Origin of the sequence: Micromonospora sp. NPDC023737, from assembly GCF_040639715.1 — a bacterium.
Taxonomy (GTDB): domain Bacteria; phylum Actinomycetota; class Actinomycetes; order Mycobacteriales; family Micromonosporaceae; genus Micromonospora.
Window position 1 is genome coordinate 189,835 of record NZ_JBFAAL010000008.1, and the last position, 20,055, is coordinate 209,889.

Consider the following 20,055-nt stretch of genomic DNA (forward strand, 5'->3'; position numbering starts at 1 on the left):
CTCACGCGGGATGGCTTGCTTCGACTTGGGCTGGTCGTGGACGTCGTGTGCATCGACGGGGTCTGGGTGCGTCGCCGTGGATTTCGGAAGCAACCGGCATGGTTTCTCTACGTGAGGAGTTAGTTGCATGGGCGTGTCCGGTAGAACACGTACTTCCCGCAGTAACAGGCGCCTGGGCGCCATCGCGCTGGCCGCGGCCGTCGCGGCCATACTGCCCGCCACCGGGACCGCCGCGGTGCCGGCCTGGGCAGACACCAAACCGACCCGCGCCGCAGGCTCCGATCTGAGCACCAGCAGCTCGCTGGCGCCGGTGCAGCTGCCGGGTGACAAGGCCGCCCACACGTATTCGCCTGAACAGCTGAAGGCGTTCGAGCGCACCGGCGGTGACCCTGCGGTGCTCGCGTACTGGACGCAGGAGCGGATGAAGGCGGCCAAGCCGCTGGATGCGCCCGGGGACGCCGCATGGATCGAGAACACCGCGCGGGCCGTTGCCAGCAAGACGCCCGCGGTCGCAACCAAGCCGATGCCCGCCACGATCGCGAAGAAGGTGCCCAACTACCCACCGCCGGTGACCAACTTCTCGATCACCAACGGCAAGCTGTTCATCGGCGGCTACGAGAGCGGCTCGTGGTGCTCGGCGTCGGCGATCAACACCCCGTCCACCCGGGTGCTCATCACCGCCGGTCACTGCGTTCACGGCGGACAGGGCGGCACTTGGCTGACTAACCTGGTCTTCGTGCCCGGGTACAACGCCTTCAACGCCGACCACGACCCGGTCGGCCGGTTCCAGGCGTACTCGCTGCGGACGTTCAACGAATGGATGAACAACAGCAACTTCAACCGGGACGTTGGCTGGGTGACCACGTTCTCCGGTGGTGACTGGGGCGCGACGGTCGTCGACACCGTCGGTGGGCACGGCCTGGCCTACAACGGCGGCACCGAGTTCGACGTGTCGATCTTCGGTTACCCGAGCAACCACGACGGCGGAAACACGATGTGGGCCTGCTGGGGCGTCGCCACGGACAGCAGCATCTGGGACGACCGCTCGCAGATCGGCTGCAACTTCGGCCCCGGCTCCTCAGGGGGCCCCTGGATCTGGGACTACGACAACGGCAGCGGGCTCGGCTGGGTCCGCTCCGTGATGTCCACTGTTGATGACAGCGGGGTCAACCGGGGACCGTACTTCGATACGGCGGTCCTCGACGGCACGAACGCCGCCGACGGCGACTGGTAAATTGAGTCGATGCCGACGCGACAATCGCCTCGACTGGCAGTCTTGCTGCTGGTCGGGGTGATGGTCGCGCTGAGCGCCTGCGGCCCGGCGGCCGAGTCCAGCAGCGACGACGACACCACCGCCACCCCGGCGCCGAACGCTTCACCGAGCCCAGGGACGTTGCCGGTCCGGAACGACCTGGTCAACCCACAGGTCGTTCCCTGGCGCACCTGGCGCGCGGTCGACAACCGGACGCTTGAGGTGACCGTGACGGCCGGGCCCATCGATTGCTACGGCGCCGAGCCGGAGGTGGCGGAGAGCGAGGCGGCGGTGCGCGTCCGGGTCAGGGTGGGCCTGCTGCCTGACGCAGCCGGGAAGGAGTGCCCGGCGATCGCCCAGGAATCGGTTGTCCTGGTACGACTGGCTGCCCCGCTGGACACCCGCAAGGTCGAGCATCTGACCTGACACCCGGTCGCCGGCCGCTCATCGTTGACCACCAAGCGCAGCCGGCCATTCGTGTGCCGACCAGCGCGTTGGAGTGGGCGTCGGTGGCATCAGTCTTGCGGTCCTGCCCGGTGGCGAACATCCCCGCCTGAGCGGATAGCTTCGGCGGGACGTCATCGACCTGCTCGCCGTCGGCGAGTAGCCGGTTGGTGATGTGTCGGCCGATGCCCTGGCAGCCCTCGATCGCCCAGACCCGGTGCGGCCACTGCTTGGGGTACTTCCTCATCCCGTGTAGCCGTCGCCGCCGGTGTCGAACCGGCCACCGGTCGACGACGGTCTCGTCGCCGACCGACCAACCCCTCTCGAGCCTCCCCGACCTGGGGCGACGCCGCGGCCGCGCACTATCGCGTTTGGGTGTAGACGACCCGACTGCAGATCCGATGACGTCGGCTCCGCACCTGTGCTTCGTCACGGCGATTCCGTGACGGCCAACACCGCCAACGAGACGGGTCGGCCCTGCGTGAACTTCGGCTCCGCCAGCATGGCGGCGACATCAGCCAGCACCGCCATCGCTGTGTCTGCCTCGTCGGGGGACACAGCCACCATCCGCGCTGCGTTGGTCCACACCAGAAGGATGCGATCGGCACCAAGCGCGAGCAGTCCGCCGAACAACGAATCAGACAGGGCGTCCCAGCTCCGGTTGCCCAGCAGCGGCGGATCCAGCGGCAGCGCCGCCCGGACGGCATCGAAGAATGCCTCCCGCCCGGCACCGGCTCGGCTGGGCAAGGAAAAGATCGGGATGCCGGCAGCGTGAGCGCACGCTATGGCGCCCGCGAGCTCAGCAGCTGCAACCGCCAGCGAACCTGGACAGAACTTCACGCTCTCACCCGGGCCCTGCCCGAACTCCTTCGCTGCGCGATCCACGCCTTACCCTTGCGGACAACCGTGGCGACATCACGGCGGAACTCCGACAGAGATCCTCCAGGATAGGAGGCGACCTCCCGGCGAGTGACGCGTCCTCACAGGTCAGGAGCGGGTGACGTGACGGGGAGTGGCCACCCCGGCCGCTCCCCCGTTTCCGCGCCACAGGGACGACAACTAAGCAGGAGCAGTCCCCTCGAGCCCTAGCCTTCTGGCTCGCCTCTCTGCTCCCGCGCTACGCGGTCGCCGCGCTCGGTGTTCGCCATCCAGCACCCATCACCAAACGGCTCCCAGCCTACGGCTTCGCACTCGGCAATCACTCGTCGCAGGAGCTGCTCAGGCGGCCCGGACCAAGGCTCGAACCCGATAGAACCGAGCATGCCTGGGACCATCAATTCGTCCATTATCAGCTCAGCCGCAACGCCGGAGGCGACCACCCTGAAGTCGAGTCCCCTCTCGGCTACCCATTCTTGAGAGGCTCCGATAATCCGGTCTATTGGAATCCAGTCGTCAAGCCCTTCGTCCAACAGGGATCGGATGACTGCGTTCAGGATATTCGACATGAACTTTCAGACACCCTTTGCCGCGCGGGAGGATATCAATCGTTGCGCCACCGGATTCAGAAGCGGTGTGCGCCATTGGATGCGGGTCTCGTCCTCTAGCCTAAACACCTCAGGAACCTTAGGTCCGTGAGCAGGCAGCCGCTCACCGGCTTGCGACCACTGGTCGAGGACACCTTGCAGTTGATCCACATCTTCGGCTTTTGTCGGCCTTGGGCCGCGCGTCGAACGTCTCGCGCCATCTACCATCTCTGCCAGGCTCACCTCGGTCAGGAGCACCGCGCTGGTCGGCCCGCATCGGGACGAGCTGGCGCTCGCTGTCCTGCTGCGATCCTGAGATCGGCGCTCCCGCGTAGGCCATTTGTGACCAATCCGCGGGCCCGGCTCGACCCGGGACCCCGAACCGGGCAGCTCGCCTCCGAAAGCCGATCGTCGCTGTCCGAGCACTCGAGCCGGGAACGGCCGACTCGGGCATCGATCGGTTTGGCAGGAACCAACCTCCCTACCGCCAGGGATGCCGTAACGCCGGCGACACGGCCTTGCGAATCGATCCACAATCGGCTGATCTGACACTGACCATGTGGCCGAACGGATGGCGCCATGGGGCGGCCTTGGCGTCGCGGGCGCGTCGATCCATCGACATGATTGGCCAATGCGGCCGAGGCAGTTGATCTCTCGGTCTCGCGCAACAATTCGCCTCGACGCGTATCGGACGGGTGTGCAGATGCTGGAGGTCGACCTGCTGGGACCGGTCGAGGTCCGAGAGCGGGGCAACACCGTTTCGTTGTCGCCGCTGGAACGCAACCTGGTGGTCATCCTCGCGCTCGCCAAGGGAACCGTCGTGTCCACGGCCAGGATCATCGATTGCATGTGGGGCGAGCAGCCCCCGGCGTCGCCGAGGTCGCGGGTGCAGGGGCTGGTCTCCTCGCTGCGCCGCAAGGTGGGCACGGCGCTGCTGACCCGGCATCCCGGGTACCTGCTCGATCCGGCGGCCTGCCTGGTGGACGTGGACAGAGCCCAGGAGCTCGCGCGGCAGTCGCGCCTGGCCGAGTCGCCCGGCGAGATCGCACGCTGGCTCAGGGAGGCGCTGACCGTCTGGCGTGGGGAGGCGCTGGACGGGGTCGACGCGCCGGGCGTCGACGTGGACCGCGCGCGCCTAGACGAGCTGCGGATCGCGTTGGTGGAGGAGCGGTTCGCCGCCGAACTGGACGCCGGCAACCATACGGAGGTGGTCGGAGAAATCGGCGCCGCAGTGGCCGAGCATCCGCTGCGGGAACGCTTGGCCGGACAGCTCATGGCGGCGCTGTACCGGTGCCACCGGCAGGCCGACGCGCTGAAGGCGTACCAGGCGCTGCGGGACCGGCTGGCCGAGGAGCTGGGCAGCGACCCGTGTGCAGAACTCCGCAATCTACATGCGTCTATTCTTCGCGGGGAAGATACCTACTCACCGTCCGCGGCCGAGCACCCACGGCGCGGCGAGCTCAAACCGGCCCAGCTCCCGCCGAGCGTCGGCCACTTCACCGGCCGAAGCCGGGAGCTGTCGGCGCTCACCCGACGGGTGCAGACCGAGTACGACGAACCCCAGGTGCTTCTCGTGTCAGGAGCCGGCGGCCTCGGAAAGACCGCGTTGGTGGTGCGCTGGGCTCATCTGAACGCCGCCCGCTTCCCGGACGGCCAGATCTTCCTGGACCTGCACGGTGGTCACACTGCGCCCGAGGACGCCCTGGCGGCGGTGCTGGCGGCGCTGGGAACGGCGCGCGACAAGGTCCCGCTGACGATGGACGGCCGGGCGGCGCTGTACCGTACGCTGCTCAGTGGGCGGCAGATGCTGATCATCGCCGATGACGCCGACTCCGTCGAGCAGGTCCTGCCGCTGGTGCCTCCGCAGCCGTCGAGCACTCTGGTGGTGATCAGCCGGCGGCGCCTGCCGGCACTGGCCGCGCACCATGCGGTACATGCGCTGCCGCTCGGGCCGCTCAGCGCGCGGGACGCCTACGACCTGCTGGGGCGGATCGTGGGCGCGCAACGCCTGGCCGATCCGGCGCTTGCCCGCGTCATCACGTGGTGTGGCGGCTGGCCGCTGGCGATCCGGTCGGTGGCCGCGCTCCTCGCGGCCCGGCCCGGCCAGTCCGTCTCCTCCTTCGCCGACGAGCTGTGGGAGCAGGGCGACGGGCTCCTTCTCGACGGCGATCAGCGCAGCGTCCACACCGCCCTGGCCGGGGCGTACCGGATGCTCAGCCCGGCGGCCGCGCACCTGTTCGTCCGTCTGGGGCTGACCGGTCAACCGTCCTTCCGGCTGTGCAGGACAGCCGCCGGCAGCCAGCTGAGCCAGACCCGGCGCCTGTTCGACGAGCTGGTCGCGGCCGACCTCATCGTGGAGTCCGGGTCGGACTGCTACCGGTTCCACGACGTGGTGCACCGCTTCGCGCGGCGCTGCGGCGAAGAACTGAACGCATGGTGGATCCCCATCGAATCTGTAGCAGATTTACAGCGGTCGTTGTGACGATCACCTCCTGGCCCGCAGGGTGGGAGGTGCACTTGAGCTTGATCGAGGCGTTTCTCGGAGTTGCCGCGAAGCATCCGGAGCGGACCGCTGTGATCCACAACGGGCGGGCGATCCGCTACGCGGAGATGGCCCAGGCCGTGTGGGCGGTGGCGGATCTGGTCGGGCCCAGTCCCGGCACGGTGGGCGTGCCCGCGACCCACTCGCCAGGCACGGTCGCCACGATGTTGGGAATCTGGGTCGCCGGAGGCACCTACTGCCCGGTGGATCCGGGATTCCCGGCTCAGCGCCAGCAGGCGATGCTCACCACGGCCGGCTGCCGGACCGTGTTCGACCCTGCCGACGTGCCCTGGCACACCGCTGACACCCGCATCGCGCGTAGACCTCTCGCCGCGATCGACGCCGAACGGCCCGCGTACATCCTGTTCACCTCAGGCTCCACCGGGCAGCCCAAGCCGGTGGTCACCCCGCGGCGCGCGATCGATACGACGGTCGCCTCCCTCGGGGACCTCTTCGACCTCTCGGTGAACGACCGAGTCCTCCAATTCGCTTCGCTGAACTGGGACACCTCCTTCGAGGAGATCCTCCCGACGCTGACCGTCGGAGCCTGCCTGGTCATGAACGACGAGGCCCACACCGGCTCCTTTCCGCGATTCCTGCGGCTGGTCGAGCGCCAGCGGATCACGACCCTGGACCTGCCGACGGCGTTCTGGCACGAGCTCGTGCACTACCTGGTGGAGGACCGCTTCGCGCTACCGCCCGACCTGCGGCTGGTCATCATCGGGGGTGAGGCCGCCAGCCCGGCGCGGCTGGCCGACTGGGCGGCGCTGGACACCGCGCACATAAGGCTGCTCAACACCTACGGCTGCACCGAGACCACGCTCATCACGCACGCCGGTGACCTGTGGGGGCCGCAAGCGAAGGACCTACCGGACTCTCACAGCCAGGTTCCGATCGGCTGGCCGCTGCCACACGTCCTGCAGTACATCAGCGAGGAGGGAGAACTGACCGTCGGCGGGCCCTGCCTGGCTCTGGGCTACCGGGGTCTGCCGGAGGCGACCGAGCAGCGCTTCACGACCGTCGACGGGATCCGGTTCTTCCGCACCGGCGACCGGGTCGAAGCCGAACCGGACGGGATGCTGATCCACCACGGCAGGCTAGACAGCGAGATCAAGATCCGCGGCATCCGGGTCAACCCGGCCGAGGTCGAAGTGCACCTGGCCGCCCATCCGTCGGTGGCGGCCGTCGCGGTCGCCGGGGTCACCGTCGCCGATCATGTGTCGCTCGCCGCGTTCGTGGTGCCACGGCCGCACGCCAACCCAGCGGCCCTGGACGCCGAGTTGCACGCCTTCCTAAGGAACCGGGTTCCCCGGCATCTCATACCCAGCCAGATATCGATAGTCGACGAACTGCCGCACACCGCCACCGGAAAGATCGACCGCGAATTCATGAGGAGGCAGCTGCCATGACCGTAAAGGGCGTCTCAGAAATCTTCGGCCGCGTGCTGCAGGTCGGCGACGTCGAAGCCGAGTCCGACTTTTTCACGCTGGGCGGGGACTCCCTTCTGGCCACCCGCGTCCTCAGCGCGGTGGCTCGGGACTACGGCGTCGAGCTGTCGTTCGACGAATTCGCCATCGCGCCTACGCCAGCCGCGCTCGCTGAACGCATCGCGAGCCTCCGATGAGCCGTGTCGTTGTTGTCGGGGCCGGTCTGGCCGGCTTGACCGCCGCGACCGATCTCAGCCGGGCTGGCGTCGAGGTGACCGTGCTCGAAGCGCGGGACCGCGTCGGCGGACGTACACACGGCATCGAGGTCGCACCGGGTGCGTGGATCGACGGCGGTGCCGCCTACCTCGGCAACCGTCACACCGAATTGGCGAAGACGATCGCCGACCTCGGTCTCAAGACGGTGCGGACCACGATGGTGGGCCACAGCCGTTTTGTCCTCGGCCGCGACCGCGTCACCCGCGAGGGACGTTTCCCGCCGCTGAGCGCGGTGGCCCTCGGTGATCTGTTCGACCACCTTGATGACCTGGCCCATCGCGTACACCGGGACGCACCGTGGCGGTCGGACGTCGCCGACGACGAAACCGCCGCAGAATGGGCGCAGCGAATCCTCAAGCACCCCGACGCCCGCGCCTTCTTCCCGCTGTTTCTCGGTGAGATGATGGCCACCGACCCGGCCGACGTCTCCGTGCTGCACATGGCCTTCTACCTGAGCAGCGGTGGCGGCCTGCGTTACCTCAACGCATTCGAGGGTGGCGCGCAAGACAGCCGGATCGACGGCGGAGCGCACCAGTTGTGCCAGCGCCTGGCCGACCGCCTCGGCCCGGACGTCGTCCACCTGAACACCGCGGTCCACACGATCGAGCAGACCCCCCGATCGGCTGCGGTCTACAGCGCGACCGGGATGCACACCTGCGACGCCGTCGTCGTCGCCGTGCCACCGGCGCTCGCCGACGAGATCCTGCTGCGCAACATTGCGCCGGCGCGGCGTACGACAGCGCGAACAGCACCGGGCCGCGCGGTGAAGGTACATCTGATCTACCCCGAACCGCTGTGGCGCGAGCAAGGCCTGTCAGGCTGGTCGGTCAACTCGAACGGGCCGTTGATGTCGACCGTGGATGACTCGCCGGCCGGCGCACGTGCTGGCGTACTGACCGGCTTCGTCACGGGACGCGAGGCAACCCGGTATGCGGCACTGTCCCCCGCCGAGCAGCGATGCGAAGCGGTCACCCAGGCGGCGGAGGTCTTCCCGGGCCTGCCGGAACCGACCGGCTTCCGGGTGAGCAACTGGGTCCGGGAGCGGTACAGCCGCGGCTGCTACGCGGCGTTGTTCGGGCCCGGCGACTGGAAACTGCTCGGCCCACATCTGACGGCCCCGCACGGTCGCGTCCACTGGGCGGGCGCGGAGACGAGCACCGAGTACTTCGGGCTCATGGAGGGCGCGATCCGCTCCGGACACCGCGCCGCCGCCGAAGTCCTCGCACACCGACAACCCCTGCCCTGGTGAGAGGAGACCACTGTGAGCGACAGCAGCCCCATCGCACCCCTGGCGGTCCGCCAGCAGTTCATGACCGAGCCGCGGCTCGGCGCGGGCAACTTCCTCGAGTTCGCCGCCGCGATGAACCCCCACCGCGACGTGCCCTACGTGTTCACCCATCACACCGATCACCGAGGCTCGGTGGTGCTGCGTGGGCACAGCCTGCGTGACCTGGTCGCAATGCGCGACAGGTATGCCAGTTGGTACCACGCCAATGGTGTGCGCCCGGGTGAGCCGGTGGGGATCGTCGTCGCGGACGGTCTCCAGCCGCTCGTGCACTTCATGGCGCTCAACGCGCTGGGCGCGATCCCCGCGCTGGTCAACGATGCGATGCGGGTCGATGTGATGATCCGCTACCTGAACCACGTGGGTGTGGTGGGCGTGGTCGCCGACGACACTACGCGGCTGCTGAGCGCCTACCGGCAGGACCCACAACAGCGTCCGCGCTTCATCGCCCTCGCCGCCGAGGTCGCGGCCTTCGACGCCTCGGTGGTGTCGTTGCCGGCCGAGTATCCGTACCGGCACGCGGACGACGACATCGTGGCACTCATCCACTCGTCGGGCACCACTGGTACACCCAAGTCGACGATGCTTGGCCACAAGTCGTTCTGGGACGGCAAGCAGCCCCGCATGGTCCGCTTCCCGGCGGAGCCCTACGACAGGCTGATGTCGCTCATGCCGCACACCCACGCCGGCGGCCTGAGCTACTTCCTCACCGCGACGCTGCTCGGGCTGCCGACGGTCGTCATGGGCGACTGGCGGCGTGTCACGGTGGAGCCGGTGATGGAGGCGTTCCAGCCGACCACGCTCGCCTCGTTCCCACGCACCTACGTCGAACTGGCCACCGGGGACCTGCCGGTCAAGGGCGCGGCCAAGGTGCACTCGTGGTTCAACACCGCGGACGCGGCTCACTACGGTCACATCCGGCGCCTGGTGACGCTGGGCGAGCGCCCGGCGGGGCTGATTAAGCCGTGGCTGCTGCCGTCCGAGGCGGCCGACGAGCAGCCGCTGCCGGGATCGCGGTACGTCGACGGCCTGGGCTCGTCGGAGATGGGCATGGCTCTGTTCGGCGGGCTGTTCACGCCCGAGACACCGCGCAACGACCGATGCGTCGGCAAGCCGACCGAGGTCTGCACCGCCGCCGTGCTCGACGACGACGGCAACGAGGTGCCGGTCGGGACGGCCGGCCTGCTGGCGGTGAAGTCCCCGTCGCTCACACCCGGCTACTGGAACGCCGAGCGCCTGACCGAGAGCTTCGCGCTCAACGGCTGGTGGCTCACCGGCGACGTGGCGCGCAAGGACGCGGAAGGCAATTTCTATCATCTCGACCGCACCGTCGACGTCATCGACACCGCCTCCGGACCGGTCTACAGCCTTGAGCTGGAGGAGATCCTGCTGGCGGACTGTGCTGATGTCGTTCGCGACGGCGTGGTGGTTGGCGTACCGGCCCGGAACGGGATCGCGCAGGAGCCGATCGCGGTGGTGCAGTTGCAGGCGGACGCGCACGACCGGACGCCCGAGGCGATTCTCGACCGCGTCAACAAAGAACTGGTTGACAAGGGCATGCATCCGCTGGCCGCCGTCACCATCGCCGCCACCGCCGAGGACTATCCGCTGGGACCGACCGGCAAGGTGCTCAAGCGGGAGCTTCGCACCAGGTTCTCCTCGCTGCTGCGGGGATGACGATGGAAAGCGGCCGGCACACGTACGCCTCCGCTCATCCCCACCACGACCCGATTTCCAGCCATCCCGCCGCGGGACGGGTGTGGTGGGACGCGCATGCCAAGGAGGAGATCCGTGTTCAGGTATGACTCGGGCGGCACGCTGCGCCGCCTGTGCTGGATCTTTCCCGACCGGGAGTCGACCAAGGCGTTGGCAATGTGGCACCCGTTCTTCTGGGACATCTACGCAGAGGTGGCCGACGAACTCGGCATGACCTGGTGCCGCCACGCGACCGACGCCATCACCGTCGACGGCCTGAACAGCGGCAAGCCCCGGGTGTTCCACGAAGGCGAACCAGTCGCCCCCGAGGACACCCTGTTCATCACCGCGCTCTATTCCCTGCCGTACCAGGCGATGGACGTCTTCAACCAGTACGCCCTCTACGCGATCCTCGAACAGCTTGGCTTCTACCTGCCGTTCCCGCCGGGACTGTCGCCGATCGCCAACGACAAGCTCGCGACGCTGCTCTACTTCGCCGACTCCCCTATCCCGCCGATCCCCACCGTCCGTATCGGCACCGGCCGGGACACCGGAAAGTACGGCTACGAGGTCGCGTTGGAGAACCTGCACTACCCGGTGATCGTGAAACCGTCGGGCTGGTGCGGCGGCGGCGGGATCAACCTGGCTCGCAGCTCCGAGGACATCCGGGGCCTGGCCACGTTGGCGCAGGGCGGCGACACCTCGCTGGTGATCCAGCCCTACCTCGGCGACGGCACCATCGACTACCGGGTCTACGTCATCGACGGAAACCCTCATCCCCATGTGCTGCGACGTACGCCCGAGGCGGGATCCCCCGTCTCCAACGCCAGCCGCGGCGGCATCATGGACTTCCCACGCGTGCCGCCGGAACTGGCCGACGCGGCCGAGTACTTCGCCCGCAAGCTGCCGATCCCCTTCTTCGCCATCGACTTCCTGTACGACGGCGAGCGCTTCTGGTTCTCCGAGCTGGAACCCGACGGGGTGATCGCACCCGATTTCGACGACCCGGACCGGACGCTGCAACGCGACATGATCCGCGCCCGCTTCACCGCGTACCGCAGGGGACACCGGCGATGGCTGGAGTCCGGCGGGACGCTCTCCTTCAACCCGGCGAACCTTGGATTGGTGACATGATGGCCACCTTCTCGCTGACGTCCCCGGCCGCCGAACCGCGCCTGCCCATCGCCCAGCGATCGCTCCAACTGCTCAAGACGGTGCCCGGCCTGGCGCCTCGGTACGCCGACCACGACAAGCTGCTAACGCTCGACGACCTGGCCGCCGTGCCGCCGCTGCTGAAGGACGACCTCAACGTCGCCCTGTCGCACCTGAAGCCGAAGGCGGACAAAGGTGCCACGTGGCTGTTCCAGAGCGGGGGCAGCACCGGCGCGCCGAAGGTCGGCTACGCGCCCACCGGCTTCTACATGAAGGGTGTATGGGACCACTGGAAGGCGCTCGACCGCGATGACGTGTTCGTCAACGCATGGGGTGCGGGCCGGATGTGGGGCGCCCATTTCCTCGCCGGTGCGTACGCCGACCTCGCCGGTTCGCAGGTCATAGCGCTCGGCGCGGTAGCCAAGGACGAGTACGCCGGCTGGTTGTCGTTCTTCAACACGCGACAGGTGACCGCGCTCGGCGGTACGCCCAGCGTCCTTCGCCTGTGGTTCGCCAACGCCCGATCGGCGGGGCTCAAGCTGCCCCATCTTCGCAAGGTGCTGTGGCTCGGCGAAGCCTGGCACAACGCACTGGACGAGGACATAGCCGAGGTGGCTCCCCACGCCCAGCGCTGGGGAATGTTCGGCAGCACCGAGACCTGGGTCGTCGGAACCAACTCGCCACAGTGCCCGGCCGAGGCCTTCCACACGCTGCCGGAGCAGCTGGTGCGCGTGGGCGAGAACGAGCTGCTCGACTTCACCACGCTCAACCCCGAGATGCTCAACCCGGTGCTGCGCTACCAGACCGGTGACGCCGGCGAGTTCGTGGACTGCCCCTGTGGCAACGGCCGGGCAATGCGGGTCCTGGGCCGCCGCGACAGCGTCGTCCAGGTACGCGGCCTGGGCCTGCACATCGACGACATCATCGCGCGGGCGGAACGGGAGCCGGGCGTTTCGCGGGCGCAGGTCGTCATCACGGAGCAGGGTGGCCGAGCAGTTGCCGTGGAGCTGCTGCTGCTGGTGAGCAGCGGCTTCGACGCGGATGCGACCCAGCGGTTGCGCCAGGAGCTGCTCTCGTCGACATTCACGCTCAGCACGGCGTTCGCGCACGACCCGCAGTCGTTCCAGGTGAAAGCCGCCGACTCGTTGATCACCAACGAGCGCACCGGCAAGACCGCCAACTTCGTGCAGCGGGAGCAGCGGTGAAGTTGCCGCAGTCGTTGGGACGCCAGTTCAACCTGTTCTGGTCCGGGCACGCCGTCAGCACTGTCGGTGACCGGATCACGTCCTTCGTGGTGCCCACCGTCATGATCTTCGCGCTTGACTCGTCGGCCCTCGAAGTCGGCATAGTAGCGATGGCGCAGTATCTGGGCATCCCACTGATCGGGCCGATCGCCGGAGTCCTCGTCGACCGCTGGGACAAGCGGCTGACCATGCTGGCATGCGACCTCATCCGGCTCGCCGCCGTGGCCGCCATCCCGGTGGCGTACTGGCTGGGCGTACTGTCCATGCCGCTGCTGTTCCTGTGCGTCGCGGCCATCAGCGGCGCGACCATCTTCTTCAACGTCGGCGCCCTGCTGGCCGTGCCCGCCGCAATGGACCAGAAGCAGCTCGTCCGAGCCTATTCCCGCCTGGAGGGAACGCGTTCGGTGTCCGAGGTGGCCGGACCGTCGATCGCCGCCGGACTCTACAGCGCCCTCGGTGTCGCCACCCTGCTCGTCGACGCAGCCAGCTACCTGGTCTCCGCGACCTGCTTCCGCTACATGCGGCCGTGGGGCGTCAAGGCGACCCAGGAAGGATCGGTGTGGTCCCGGCTGACGCTGGGATTCCGGCTCAACTGGGCCGATCCGGTCCTGCGTCGCGTCTGCGTCGCGGCGATCACGCTGAACTCGGGCGGTCCCATCTTCGTCACCGTATTGCCGATCTTGGCGTATCGGGGACTCGGGCTGTCGGTCGGCGCCTTCGGCGCGGCCATGTCGATCGCCGCCGTCGGTGCGCTGCTGGGTGCCGTCGTCGCGCCGAAGTTGGCCGGCAAGCTGGGCGCCGGGCGGACCATGGCATGGTCCCTGCTGCTGCACTGCCTGATCGGCCTCGGGGTCCTCGCCGCACCGGCGCTCCCGACCGGGCCGGTGATCGCCGTGACGATGGGCTGTTACGGATTCTTCATGTCCTGCATCAACGTCTGCAGCGCGCCGATTCGCCAGTCACGCATGAGCGCCGAGAACCAGGGCGTCATGCATGCCGCCTTCCGGACCCTGACCTGGGGCGTCATTCCGCTGGCCGCGCTCGTCGGTGGTCTGGCGGTCGACGCGCTCACCGAGCCATTAGGCGTGCTGAACGCGGCGCGGTGGACGATGGCGGGTGGCACCATCCTGGCGGCGTTCTCGTTCGTCTCCGCGATCCGTGTCCAGCCGCTGCTGGATCAGGCCGGCCGCGATCGTGCGGCCGTGGCGGCCGAGCCGGCGGCAAAGCTGGCGGAGAGTGCGTCATGAAGACGGTTCTCATCACCGGAACCTCATCGGGCATCGGTCTGGCGACGGCGGTCGCGGCGGCGCACGCCGGATACACCGTGATCGCCACCATGCGCGATCCCAGTCGGGCGCGGCCCTTGCTGGACGCCACCGGCGCGGCCGGCATCACGGTGGACGTACGCCATCTCGACGTCACCGACGCTGAATCGATCGACACGTGCATCGACGCGGTAGTGAAGCGATACGGGCGGCTCGACGCAGTGGTCAACAACGCGGGCGTCTCGAACTTCGATCCAACCATGGAAATGTCAACGATGGACAACCTGCGCGCCAACCTGGAGGTGAACTTCTTCGGCGTCATCGCGCTCAGCCGCGTCGCGATGCCGCTCCTGCGGACGGCCCGCGGCCGACTGGTGACGATCGGCAGCGTGCACGGCCTTGTAGGGCAGCCCTTCAACGAGGCATACTGCGCGGCCAAGTTCGCTGTCGAGGGCTTCATGGAAAGCCTCGCACCGGTCGCGGCGGCCCACGGCGTCAAGGTCTCCGTCGTCGTGCCCGGCTTCGTCCTCGGCACCAACTTCGGCGTGTTCCCCGACATCAACCGCAAGACCATCCAGGCCATCTCCGGCGCATACGCGCCGACGTTCAAGGCGTACTTCGACTGGGTCGTCAGCCAAGGCTGGGCAGCGGCCGGGCAGAAGGCTCAAGAGGTGGCCGAGACCGTCATCCGCACGTTGACCTCCGACGACCCGCCGTTCCGCGTGGCCACCAACAAATGGGTCGAGGACTACCTCTCGGAGAAGCTCACCGACCGCGACGGAAGCCGCATCCAGGCCCTGGCCCGTACATGGATCGGCGACGCATGACCGACCTCGAGGATCCAACCTGCCGGGCCCTGCGCATTCGACTGGAGGAGGTGGGCACCGGCCGTGCGAGATTGCGCATGCGGGCCACCGCGGAGATGGCCAACATGCACGGCTTCGTCCACGGCGGCTACCTCTTCCTACTCGCCGACGCTGCCTTCGCCTACGCCAGCAACAGCCACGGCCGCCTAGCCGTCGCCCACAGCGCGCAAGTGACGTTCCTGCGGGCCGCCGCTGTCGACGACGAGCTCGTCGCCGCGGCCGTGGAGGTGGAGCGCTACGGCCGAAGCGGCATCTACGACGTGACCATCACCCGCCACCCCAATGAGGTCATCGCCATCTTCCGCGGCAACAGCATGACCGTCGCAGCCATCCGCTGAGCAGCCACAGGAGAGAATCCATGCCGGCCAAATCTCTAACCGACCTCGTCGATTTCGCCCGCCGCAACTCGCCGTTCTACGGTGAGCTCTACCGCGATATCCCGCAGAACATCACCCACCTCACTCAACTGCCGATCGTTGACCAGGCTGCGTTCTGGGCCGCGAACAGCTGGCCGGACAACCGGCTGCTCACGGGACCGCTGACGGACGCGGGCGTCTACAAATCCGGGGGCACGACCGGTGCTCCGAAGTTCTCACCCTGGACGCGTACCGAGCACGCGGACTCGCTGACGGCGTTCGGCGCGGGGATGGTCCAAGCGGGCCTGCGTCCGGGGCACAAGGTGGCGAACCTGTTCCGAGCTGGCGAACTCTACGGCGGCTTCCTCTATATCGAGGGCGCGCTGCATCACGCTCCGGTGGACAACGTACGCCTGCCCGTCGGCGGAGCATCGAACGAATACATCGTCCAACTCATCGAGGACTTCGGCGTGGACGTGATCGCGAGCGAGCCGATGAAGCTGGCGTCGCTGGCGGAACACGTAGTGCGGAGCGGATATTCGGCCGACTGCGTCGAACTGGTGCTGTTCGCCGGCGACATCCTCTTCAACGACCTGCGACCGCTGTTGTCCCGGGCGTTTCCCAAGGCGGCCATCGCCTCGCTCGGCTACGCCTCGGTCGACGCTGGTCTCGTCGGCGCTCCTGTGCCGGGCGAGGACGTACGCGTCCACGAAGCGTTCCCCAACCGGACGATGGTGGAGATCGTCGACGACACGACGGGCGAGCCGATCACGCGGACCGGAGTCGTCGGGCGGGTCCTCGTGACCAACCTCTTCCGGACGCTGATGCCCGTCATCCGGTATCCCGCTGGAGACCGCGCCGAGTGGGTCGATCCGCAGTGCCGGCGTTTCCGGCTGATGGGCCGCGCCGGCGAGGGCGCCAGGCTCGGTGCGGTGTCCATGCCGACCGAGGACATCCGGGCCGTCCTCATCGCGGCCGACACCGACCGCGTCATCGCCGGGATGCAGCTGGTCACGCGCCGCTGGGAAGGCAAAAACGGCCTCATCCTTCGCCTGGCGAGCCTTCACGAGCCGCCGGCCGGGCTGACCGAGCGGCTGATCGGAGCCGTCTACGAGGCTCGCCCGATGTATCCAGCCGAGGTGAAGGCCGGTGCCATCCACCACCTCCGCGTCGAATGGGTGGCTCGCGACGGGCTAATGACCAACCCGCGCACGGGAAAGCTCGTCCAGGTCGTCGACGAGCGGCCCCTCACGGAATGAACGGGCCTGCGCAGACGTACGCCGGGCATCGCAGGCGATCGGTGATGAGGGCACCAGTCAGGGCACGCACACGAGCACCTGCCACGTGCGTGGCTGGCGCTCTCAAAGGCCAGCCACGCACGTATCCGAAATCGGCTACCTGCTCTTCCCGCTTGGGTAGTTGATGCCGAGTTGGTCAAGGTACGTCTTGTACCTGGACGGGTTGTAGTAGAGCTTCTCCAGGCGTGGACGCCATAGTTCCATCCGCTCCCGGTTGAGGTGGATCGCCGGCTTGTCGTCTGGGCCGATCAGCGGCTTGTACCGGCCGGCCTGCTCCGTCTCGAAATACTCCCAGGCATCCTGCACCAGCTGAGGACGAAGCAGCAGGTCGAGAACCGTCGTCGCGTACACCGCAGCGCAGGTGGTCGTGCCCTTGTGCGCGATCGGCGTGGCCATCGCCAGCGCATTCCACCACGTGTGGCTCGGTCCGCCGCTTGGGATGTTCGCGGGGTACCGGATAGTGATCGTCGGCGTCTTCCAGGTGATGTCACCGATGTCGTCGGAGCCGCCACCTTGCCGGTACTGGTTCGGGATGGGTCCGGAGAGCCCGGCCACCTCCGTCGCCAGCCCGCGCGGGTTGCTACTGCCGGCGGCCTTCTGGACCGCTCTGGCGTAGGTGTGGTCGTCCTCGCTCCAAGCGGGCATCCCGACCAGCGTCATGTTCGCCGCTGCCGCCTCGGCGACGGGTCGGTTGAAGTGCTGTGGCGAGGCCGCGCCCAGCACCTGGATGTTCACGAGCTCCGTGTCGGTCATCTGGGCCGCGCCCCGTGCGATCTTCTCGGCCAGGGCCCGGAGCGCGATGATCTCGTCGGCAGTGTCCTCGCGCAGGTAGTACCAGACCTTGGCGATCTCGGGGATGACGTTCGGCTGGTCGCCGCCCTCGGAGATGACGAAGTGCGTTCGTTGCTGGATGGGCAGGTGCTCGCGTCGGTACTCCATACCCGTGGTCATCAGTTGTACGGCGTCGAGGGCACTCCGCCCGAGGTGCGGTGACGCGCCATGCCCGGGCGATCCGCGGAAGGTGTACTCGAGCGAGAGCAGGCCGTTGCCGGAAGCCGCACCCCAATCCACGGACAGACCGGAGGAGACGTGTGCGAAGAGCGTGACGTCCACGTCGTCGAAGTACCCGTCGCGAACGTAGAAGGCTTTGGTGCCCACCAGTTCTTCGGCTACGCCCGGCCACAGCTTGAGGGTGCCTTTGATGTTGTGGCGTTGCATCAATTCTTTGAGGACGATGGCGCTGGCGATCACAGCGGCCATGCCGGAGTTGTGCCCCTCGCCATGCCCGGGTGCGTGGTCAAAGCCGATCGGCTCGACCAGCGGGTTACGACCGATGACTCCTGGCTTTTGGCTCGACCGCGGAATGCCGTCGATGTCGGATCCGAGTGCGATCACCGGCCCACCCGAACCCCAGGTGGCCATCCATGCGGTCGGGATGCCAGAGATCCCTTCCTGAACCGAGAACCCATTCTTGCGGAGTATGGAAAGCAGATACCGCTTGGTCTGAAATTCCTGGAAGCCTAGCTCCGAGAAGCTGAAGATCGAGTCGACGATCTCCTGCACAAGTTTGCTGCGCTTATTGACGGCCCTGATCGCTTCTTCCTTCAGAGCCTGCAGTCGTCGGTCCTGCGGCGCCGCCGGCACGGCGGCTGCCGGGGCCGCCGCGGCCGGTTCAACTCCGCCGAGCCCCGGGGATACCGCGAGACCGGCGCCGGCCGCCCCCACCAGGCCGACCATCTGCCGGCGCGTCAACCCGTCCGACCTGCTTTTCGCCGTCTCGAACACCGGCATCCTCCCAAAATAGGTACGTACACTCTTCCGAGTTGCCATTGACCCATAAAGGCCGGACGAATTCCCGACCGAACTAGCCAGCGAATCGTCGCCGCGCACACTGACTCCAGGACCATGTTTCCAATAGATGCAGTACGCGCCAGGCTTCATGGCGCGGAGAGCAGTACGCCTGTTAGGTGAAATCGGGTAAGCGGGTGACTGGATACGGCGCCCGTCCACCGCGGAAGGTGTCGAGACAAGGAAGCGGGGCACATTTACGTATTCTGAATCGAGCTCGCCGGGCTCTTTCCAGACCCATGATTCAGTGATGATCTCCGATATTCTGATGCTGCCAGCCTGTCGTTCGAGTGTCAACCAGTGCCGGTGTTCCGGATTGTTCGCTCATGTACACAGCGCAGCGCTCGAACAAGGGGAGAGCGTCGGGCCGAACGGTTTACCACCCGCTGAGGCACCCCTGAGCGGTGCTTGCTCCCACCGCACACGCCGCCGGCCTGGACCAGGCGCTGCACCATCCGCCGGGCGTCACCCCCGCTGGCCGCCTCCCAGCGAAGCACCTCGCCGCTTCCGAGCCGCCCGCACGGTCCGACTGGTTCGTGTCACGCACCAGTCAGGGCGAGGACGACCTGTCCAGTGCCCCGCGTCCATACCGAGCGGCCCCAGCACTCCACCTGGAGATCCGGAATCATGTTCCGTATAGTTGTGGAACACGGTTCCGTTTGTCTTTGAAGGGAGACGCGTCATGGCCGTTCTGGTCACCGGAGGCACGGGCTTCATCGGGTCGCACACCGTACGGGCGCTGCTCGACCAGGGCGAGGAGTGCGTACTCATGCAGCGCCGCGCCACCGGGCTGCCGCCCGTCCTCGCCGACACCCAGGTCGCGATCGAACGGGGCGACGTCGCCGATCTGCCGACCCTGCTGGACCTCGGCACCCGCCACAAGATCACGGGGATCGTCCATCTGGCCGGCTCCATGCCCTGGCCGGTCGGCGCCGACGAGCCGATCCCCGCCACCCGCAGGGCGCTCGGCGGCCTGCTCAACATCTTCCAGGCCGCGCAAGAGTGGGGCGTACGGCGAGTGGGTGTCGCCAGCACCATCGGCGTCTACCACGGTCTTTCCGTGGATGGTGCGCTGCGGGAGGATCTGCCGCTGCCGATGAACTCGTCCCACGTCATCCCCACCTTCAAGAAGATCGGTGAGCTGCTCGACGACTGGCTGGCCCCTGCTGCCGGCCTCGACGTCGTCAACTACCGGATCTCCGGCACGTGGGGCCCGGGTGGCCACGAGGATCCGTTCTTCGCGGCGCCCGCCCTGATCCACGCGGCCGCACGCGGCACCGAACTCGACCTGTCGTCGCAGGCCGGGACGCCGTACGCCGAGGACGCCCTCGACCTGTGCTACGTGAAGGACACGGCGCGCGCGATCGCTCTGCTACACCTGACGGACAAGCTCAACCACCGTACGTACAACGTAGCCTCGGGCCGGGCCACGTCGAACGCCGACGTGATCGCCGCCATCAAGACCGTGGTCCCGTCCGCCGACCTGACCCTGCCGTCGCGCGGGTCTGCTTCCCCGGCATCCTGGCTCGACATCACTCGACTGCACGAGGACACCGGCTACGTCCCCTCGTACGACACCGAGCGCGCCGCCGCCGACTACATGGCCTGGCTGCGCGCGGGCAACGCCCGCTGAGGCCAGTCG

At 67.8% G+C, this 20,055-nt stretch carries 17 protein-coding genes; 14 read left to right on the top strand and 3 right to left on the bottom strand.

From position 1 onward, the window contains the following. Positions 1-127 precede the first annotated feature (127 nt). Positions 128-1,234: a hypothetical protein gene (locus AB0F98_RS19260; RefSeq protein WP_357737045.1), complete on the top strand. Its 1,107-nt coding sequence runs from the start codon at positions 128-130 to the stop codon at positions 1,232-1,234. 9 nt (positions 1,235-1,243) lie between these two features. After that, positions 1,244-1,678, top strand: coding sequence for a hypothetical protein (locus tag AB0F98_RS19265; protein WP_357737046.1), 435 nt, complete (start codon positions 1,244-1,246; stop codon positions 1,676-1,678). 447 nt (positions 1,679-2,125) lie between these two features. Here the strand turns inward: AB0F98_RS19265 and AB0F98_RS19270 are convergent, their stop codons facing one another. Together AB0F98_RS19270 and AB0F98_RS19275 are read right to left on the bottom strand one after the other, a co-directional pair. Further along, on the bottom strand, positions 2,126-2,581 hold the full coding sequence (locus AB0F98_RS19270; RefSeq protein ID WP_357737047.1) for a barstar family protein: 456 nt from the start codon (positions 2,579-2,581) through the stop codon (positions 2,126-2,128). Between the two features lie 200 nt (positions 2,582-2,781). Beyond that, positions 2,782-3,141, bottom strand: coding sequence for a hypothetical protein (locus AB0F98_RS19275; protein ID WP_357737049.1), 360 nt, complete (start codon positions 3,139-3,141; stop codon positions 2,782-2,784). 721 nt (positions 3,142-3,862) lie between these two features. Here AB0F98_RS19275 and AB0F98_RS19280 point away from each other — a divergent pair. From AB0F98_RS19280 to AB0F98_RS19330, 11 genes are all read left to right on the top strand, one after another. Beyond that, positions 3,863-5,641 (top strand): BTAD domain-containing putative transcriptional regulator, encoded by a 1,779-nt coding sequence (locus tag AB0F98_RS19280; RefSeq protein ID WP_357737052.1) that lies wholly within the window; start codon positions 3,863-3,865, stop codon positions 5,639-5,641. 35 nt (positions 5,642-5,676) lie between these two features. After that, positions 5,677-7,110 (top strand): AMP-binding protein, encoded by a 1,434-nt coding sequence (locus tag AB0F98_RS19285; protein ID WP_357737054.1) that lies wholly within the window; start codon positions 5,677-5,679, stop codon positions 7,108-7,110. Continuing rightward, on the top strand, positions 7,107-7,325 hold the full coding sequence (locus tag AB0F98_RS19290) for a phosphopantetheine-binding protein (RefSeq protein WP_357737056.1): 219 nt from the start codon (positions 7,107-7,109) through the stop codon (positions 7,323-7,325). Before AB0F98_RS19285 ends, AB0F98_RS19290 begins: the two co-directional genes overlap by 4 nt. Further along, a complete protein-coding gene (locus AB0F98_RS19295) occupies positions 7,322-8,653 on the top strand; it encodes an FAD-dependent oxidoreductase (protein WP_357737058.1) in 1,332 nt (443 codons plus the stop codon). Before AB0F98_RS19290 ends, AB0F98_RS19295 begins: the two co-directional genes overlap by 4 nt. A gap of 12 nt (positions 8,654-8,665) precedes the next feature. Beyond that, positions 8,666-10,366, top strand: a complete 1,701-nt coding sequence (locus tag AB0F98_RS19300; protein ID WP_357737060.1) for a class I adenylate-forming enzyme family protein — start codon at positions 8,666-8,668, stop codon at positions 10,364-10,366. 114 nt (positions 10,367-10,480) lie between these two features. Continuing rightward, positions 10,481-11,518 carry a hypothetical protein gene (locus AB0F98_RS19305; protein WP_357737062.1) on the top strand — a complete coding sequence of 346 codons (1,038 nt, stop codon included), beginning with the start codon at positions 10,481-10,483 and terminating at the stop codon, positions 11,516-11,518. Further along, positions 11,515-12,741: an AMP-binding protein gene (locus AB0F98_RS19310; RefSeq protein WP_357737064.1), complete on the top strand. Its 1,227-nt coding sequence runs from the start codon at positions 11,515-11,517 to the stop codon at positions 12,739-12,741. Before AB0F98_RS19305 ends, AB0F98_RS19310 begins: the two co-directional genes overlap by 4 nt. Further along, a complete protein-coding gene (locus tag AB0F98_RS19315) occupies positions 12,738-14,027 on the top strand; it encodes an MFS transporter (protein WP_357737067.1) in 1,290 nt (429 codons plus the stop codon). The genes AB0F98_RS19310 and AB0F98_RS19315 overlap by 4 nt, the downstream gene beginning before the upstream one ends. Then, entirely contained in the window at positions 14,024-14,872 is an 849-nt protein-coding gene (locus AB0F98_RS19320) for an SDR family NAD(P)-dependent oxidoreductase (protein ID WP_357737069.1), read from the top strand. Before AB0F98_RS19315 ends, AB0F98_RS19320 begins: the two co-directional genes overlap by 4 nt. Further along, the gene (gene paaI / locus AB0F98_RS19325) at positions 14,869-15,249 is read left to right on the top strand and encodes a hydroxyphenylacetyl-CoA thioesterase PaaI (protein ID WP_357737071.1); all 381 of its coding nucleotides are present in this window, start codon (positions 14,869-14,871) and stop codon (positions 15,247-15,249) included. The genes AB0F98_RS19320 and paaI overlap by 4 nt, the downstream gene beginning before the upstream one ends. A gap of 341 nt (positions 15,250-15,590) precedes the next feature. Beyond that, positions 15,591-16,526 (top strand): hypothetical protein, encoded by a 936-nt coding sequence (locus tag AB0F98_RS19330; protein WP_357737073.1) that lies wholly within the window; start codon positions 15,591-15,593, stop codon positions 16,524-16,526. A 135-nt stretch (positions 16,527-16,661) separates the two neighbouring features. On the opposite strand, the gene AB0F98_RS19335 is transcribed toward AB0F98_RS19330, so the two are convergent. After that, positions 16,662-18,356 (bottom strand): amidohydrolase, encoded by a 1,695-nt coding sequence (locus AB0F98_RS19335; protein WP_357737075.1) that lies wholly within the window; start codon positions 18,354-18,356, stop codon positions 16,662-16,664. 739 nt (positions 18,357-19,095) lie between these two features. Between AB0F98_RS19335 and AB0F98_RS19340 the strand changes: the two genes are divergently transcribed. Further along, a complete protein-coding gene (locus AB0F98_RS19340) occupies positions 19,096-20,046 on the top strand; it encodes an NAD(P)-dependent oxidoreductase (RefSeq protein ID WP_357737077.1) in 951 nt (316 codons plus the stop codon). Positions 20,047-20,055 lie beyond the last annotated feature (9 nt).

Coding starts and splice junctions, on each gene's coding strand:
- AB0F98_RS19260 (WP_357737045.1), top strand. CDS start 128: ATGGGCGTGTCCGGTAGAACACGTACTTCCCGCAGTAACAGGCGCCTG.
- AB0F98_RS19265 (WP_357737046.1), top strand. CDS start 1,244: ATGCCGACGCGACAATCGCCTCGACTGGCAGTCTTGCTGCTGGTCGGG.
- AB0F98_RS19275 (WP_357737049.1), bottom strand. CDS start 3,141: ATGTCGAATATCCTGAACGCAGTCATCCGATCCCTGTTGGACGAAGGG.
- AB0F98_RS19280 (WP_357737052.1), top strand. CDS start 3,863: ATGCTGGAGGTCGACCTGCTGGGACCGGTCGAGGTCCGAGAGCGGGGC.
- AB0F98_RS19290 (WP_357737056.1), top strand. CDS start 7,107: ATGACCGTAAAGGGCGTCTCAGAAATCTTCGGCCGCGTGCTGCAGGTC.
- AB0F98_RS19295 (WP_357737058.1), top strand. CDS start 7,322: ATGAGCCGTGTCGTTGTTGTCGGGGCCGGTCTGGCCGGCTTGACCGCC.
- AB0F98_RS19310 (WP_357737064.1), top strand. CDS start 11,515: ATGATGGCCACCTTCTCGCTGACGTCCCCGGCCGCCGAACCGCGCCTG.
- AB0F98_RS19320 (WP_357737069.1), top strand. CDS start 14,024: ATGAAGACGGTTCTCATCACCGGAACCTCATCGGGCATCGGTCTGGCG.
- paaI (WP_357737071.1), top strand. CDS start 14,869: ATGACCGACCTCGAGGATCCAACCTGCCGGGCCCTGCGCATTCGACTG.
- AB0F98_RS19335 (WP_357737075.1), bottom strand. CDS start 18,356: ATGCCGGTGTTCGAGACGGCGAAAAGCAGGTCGGACGGGTTGACGCGC.
- AB0F98_RS19340 (WP_357737077.1), top strand. CDS start 19,096: ATGGCCGTTCTGGTCACCGGAGGCACGGGCTTCATCGGGTCGCACACC.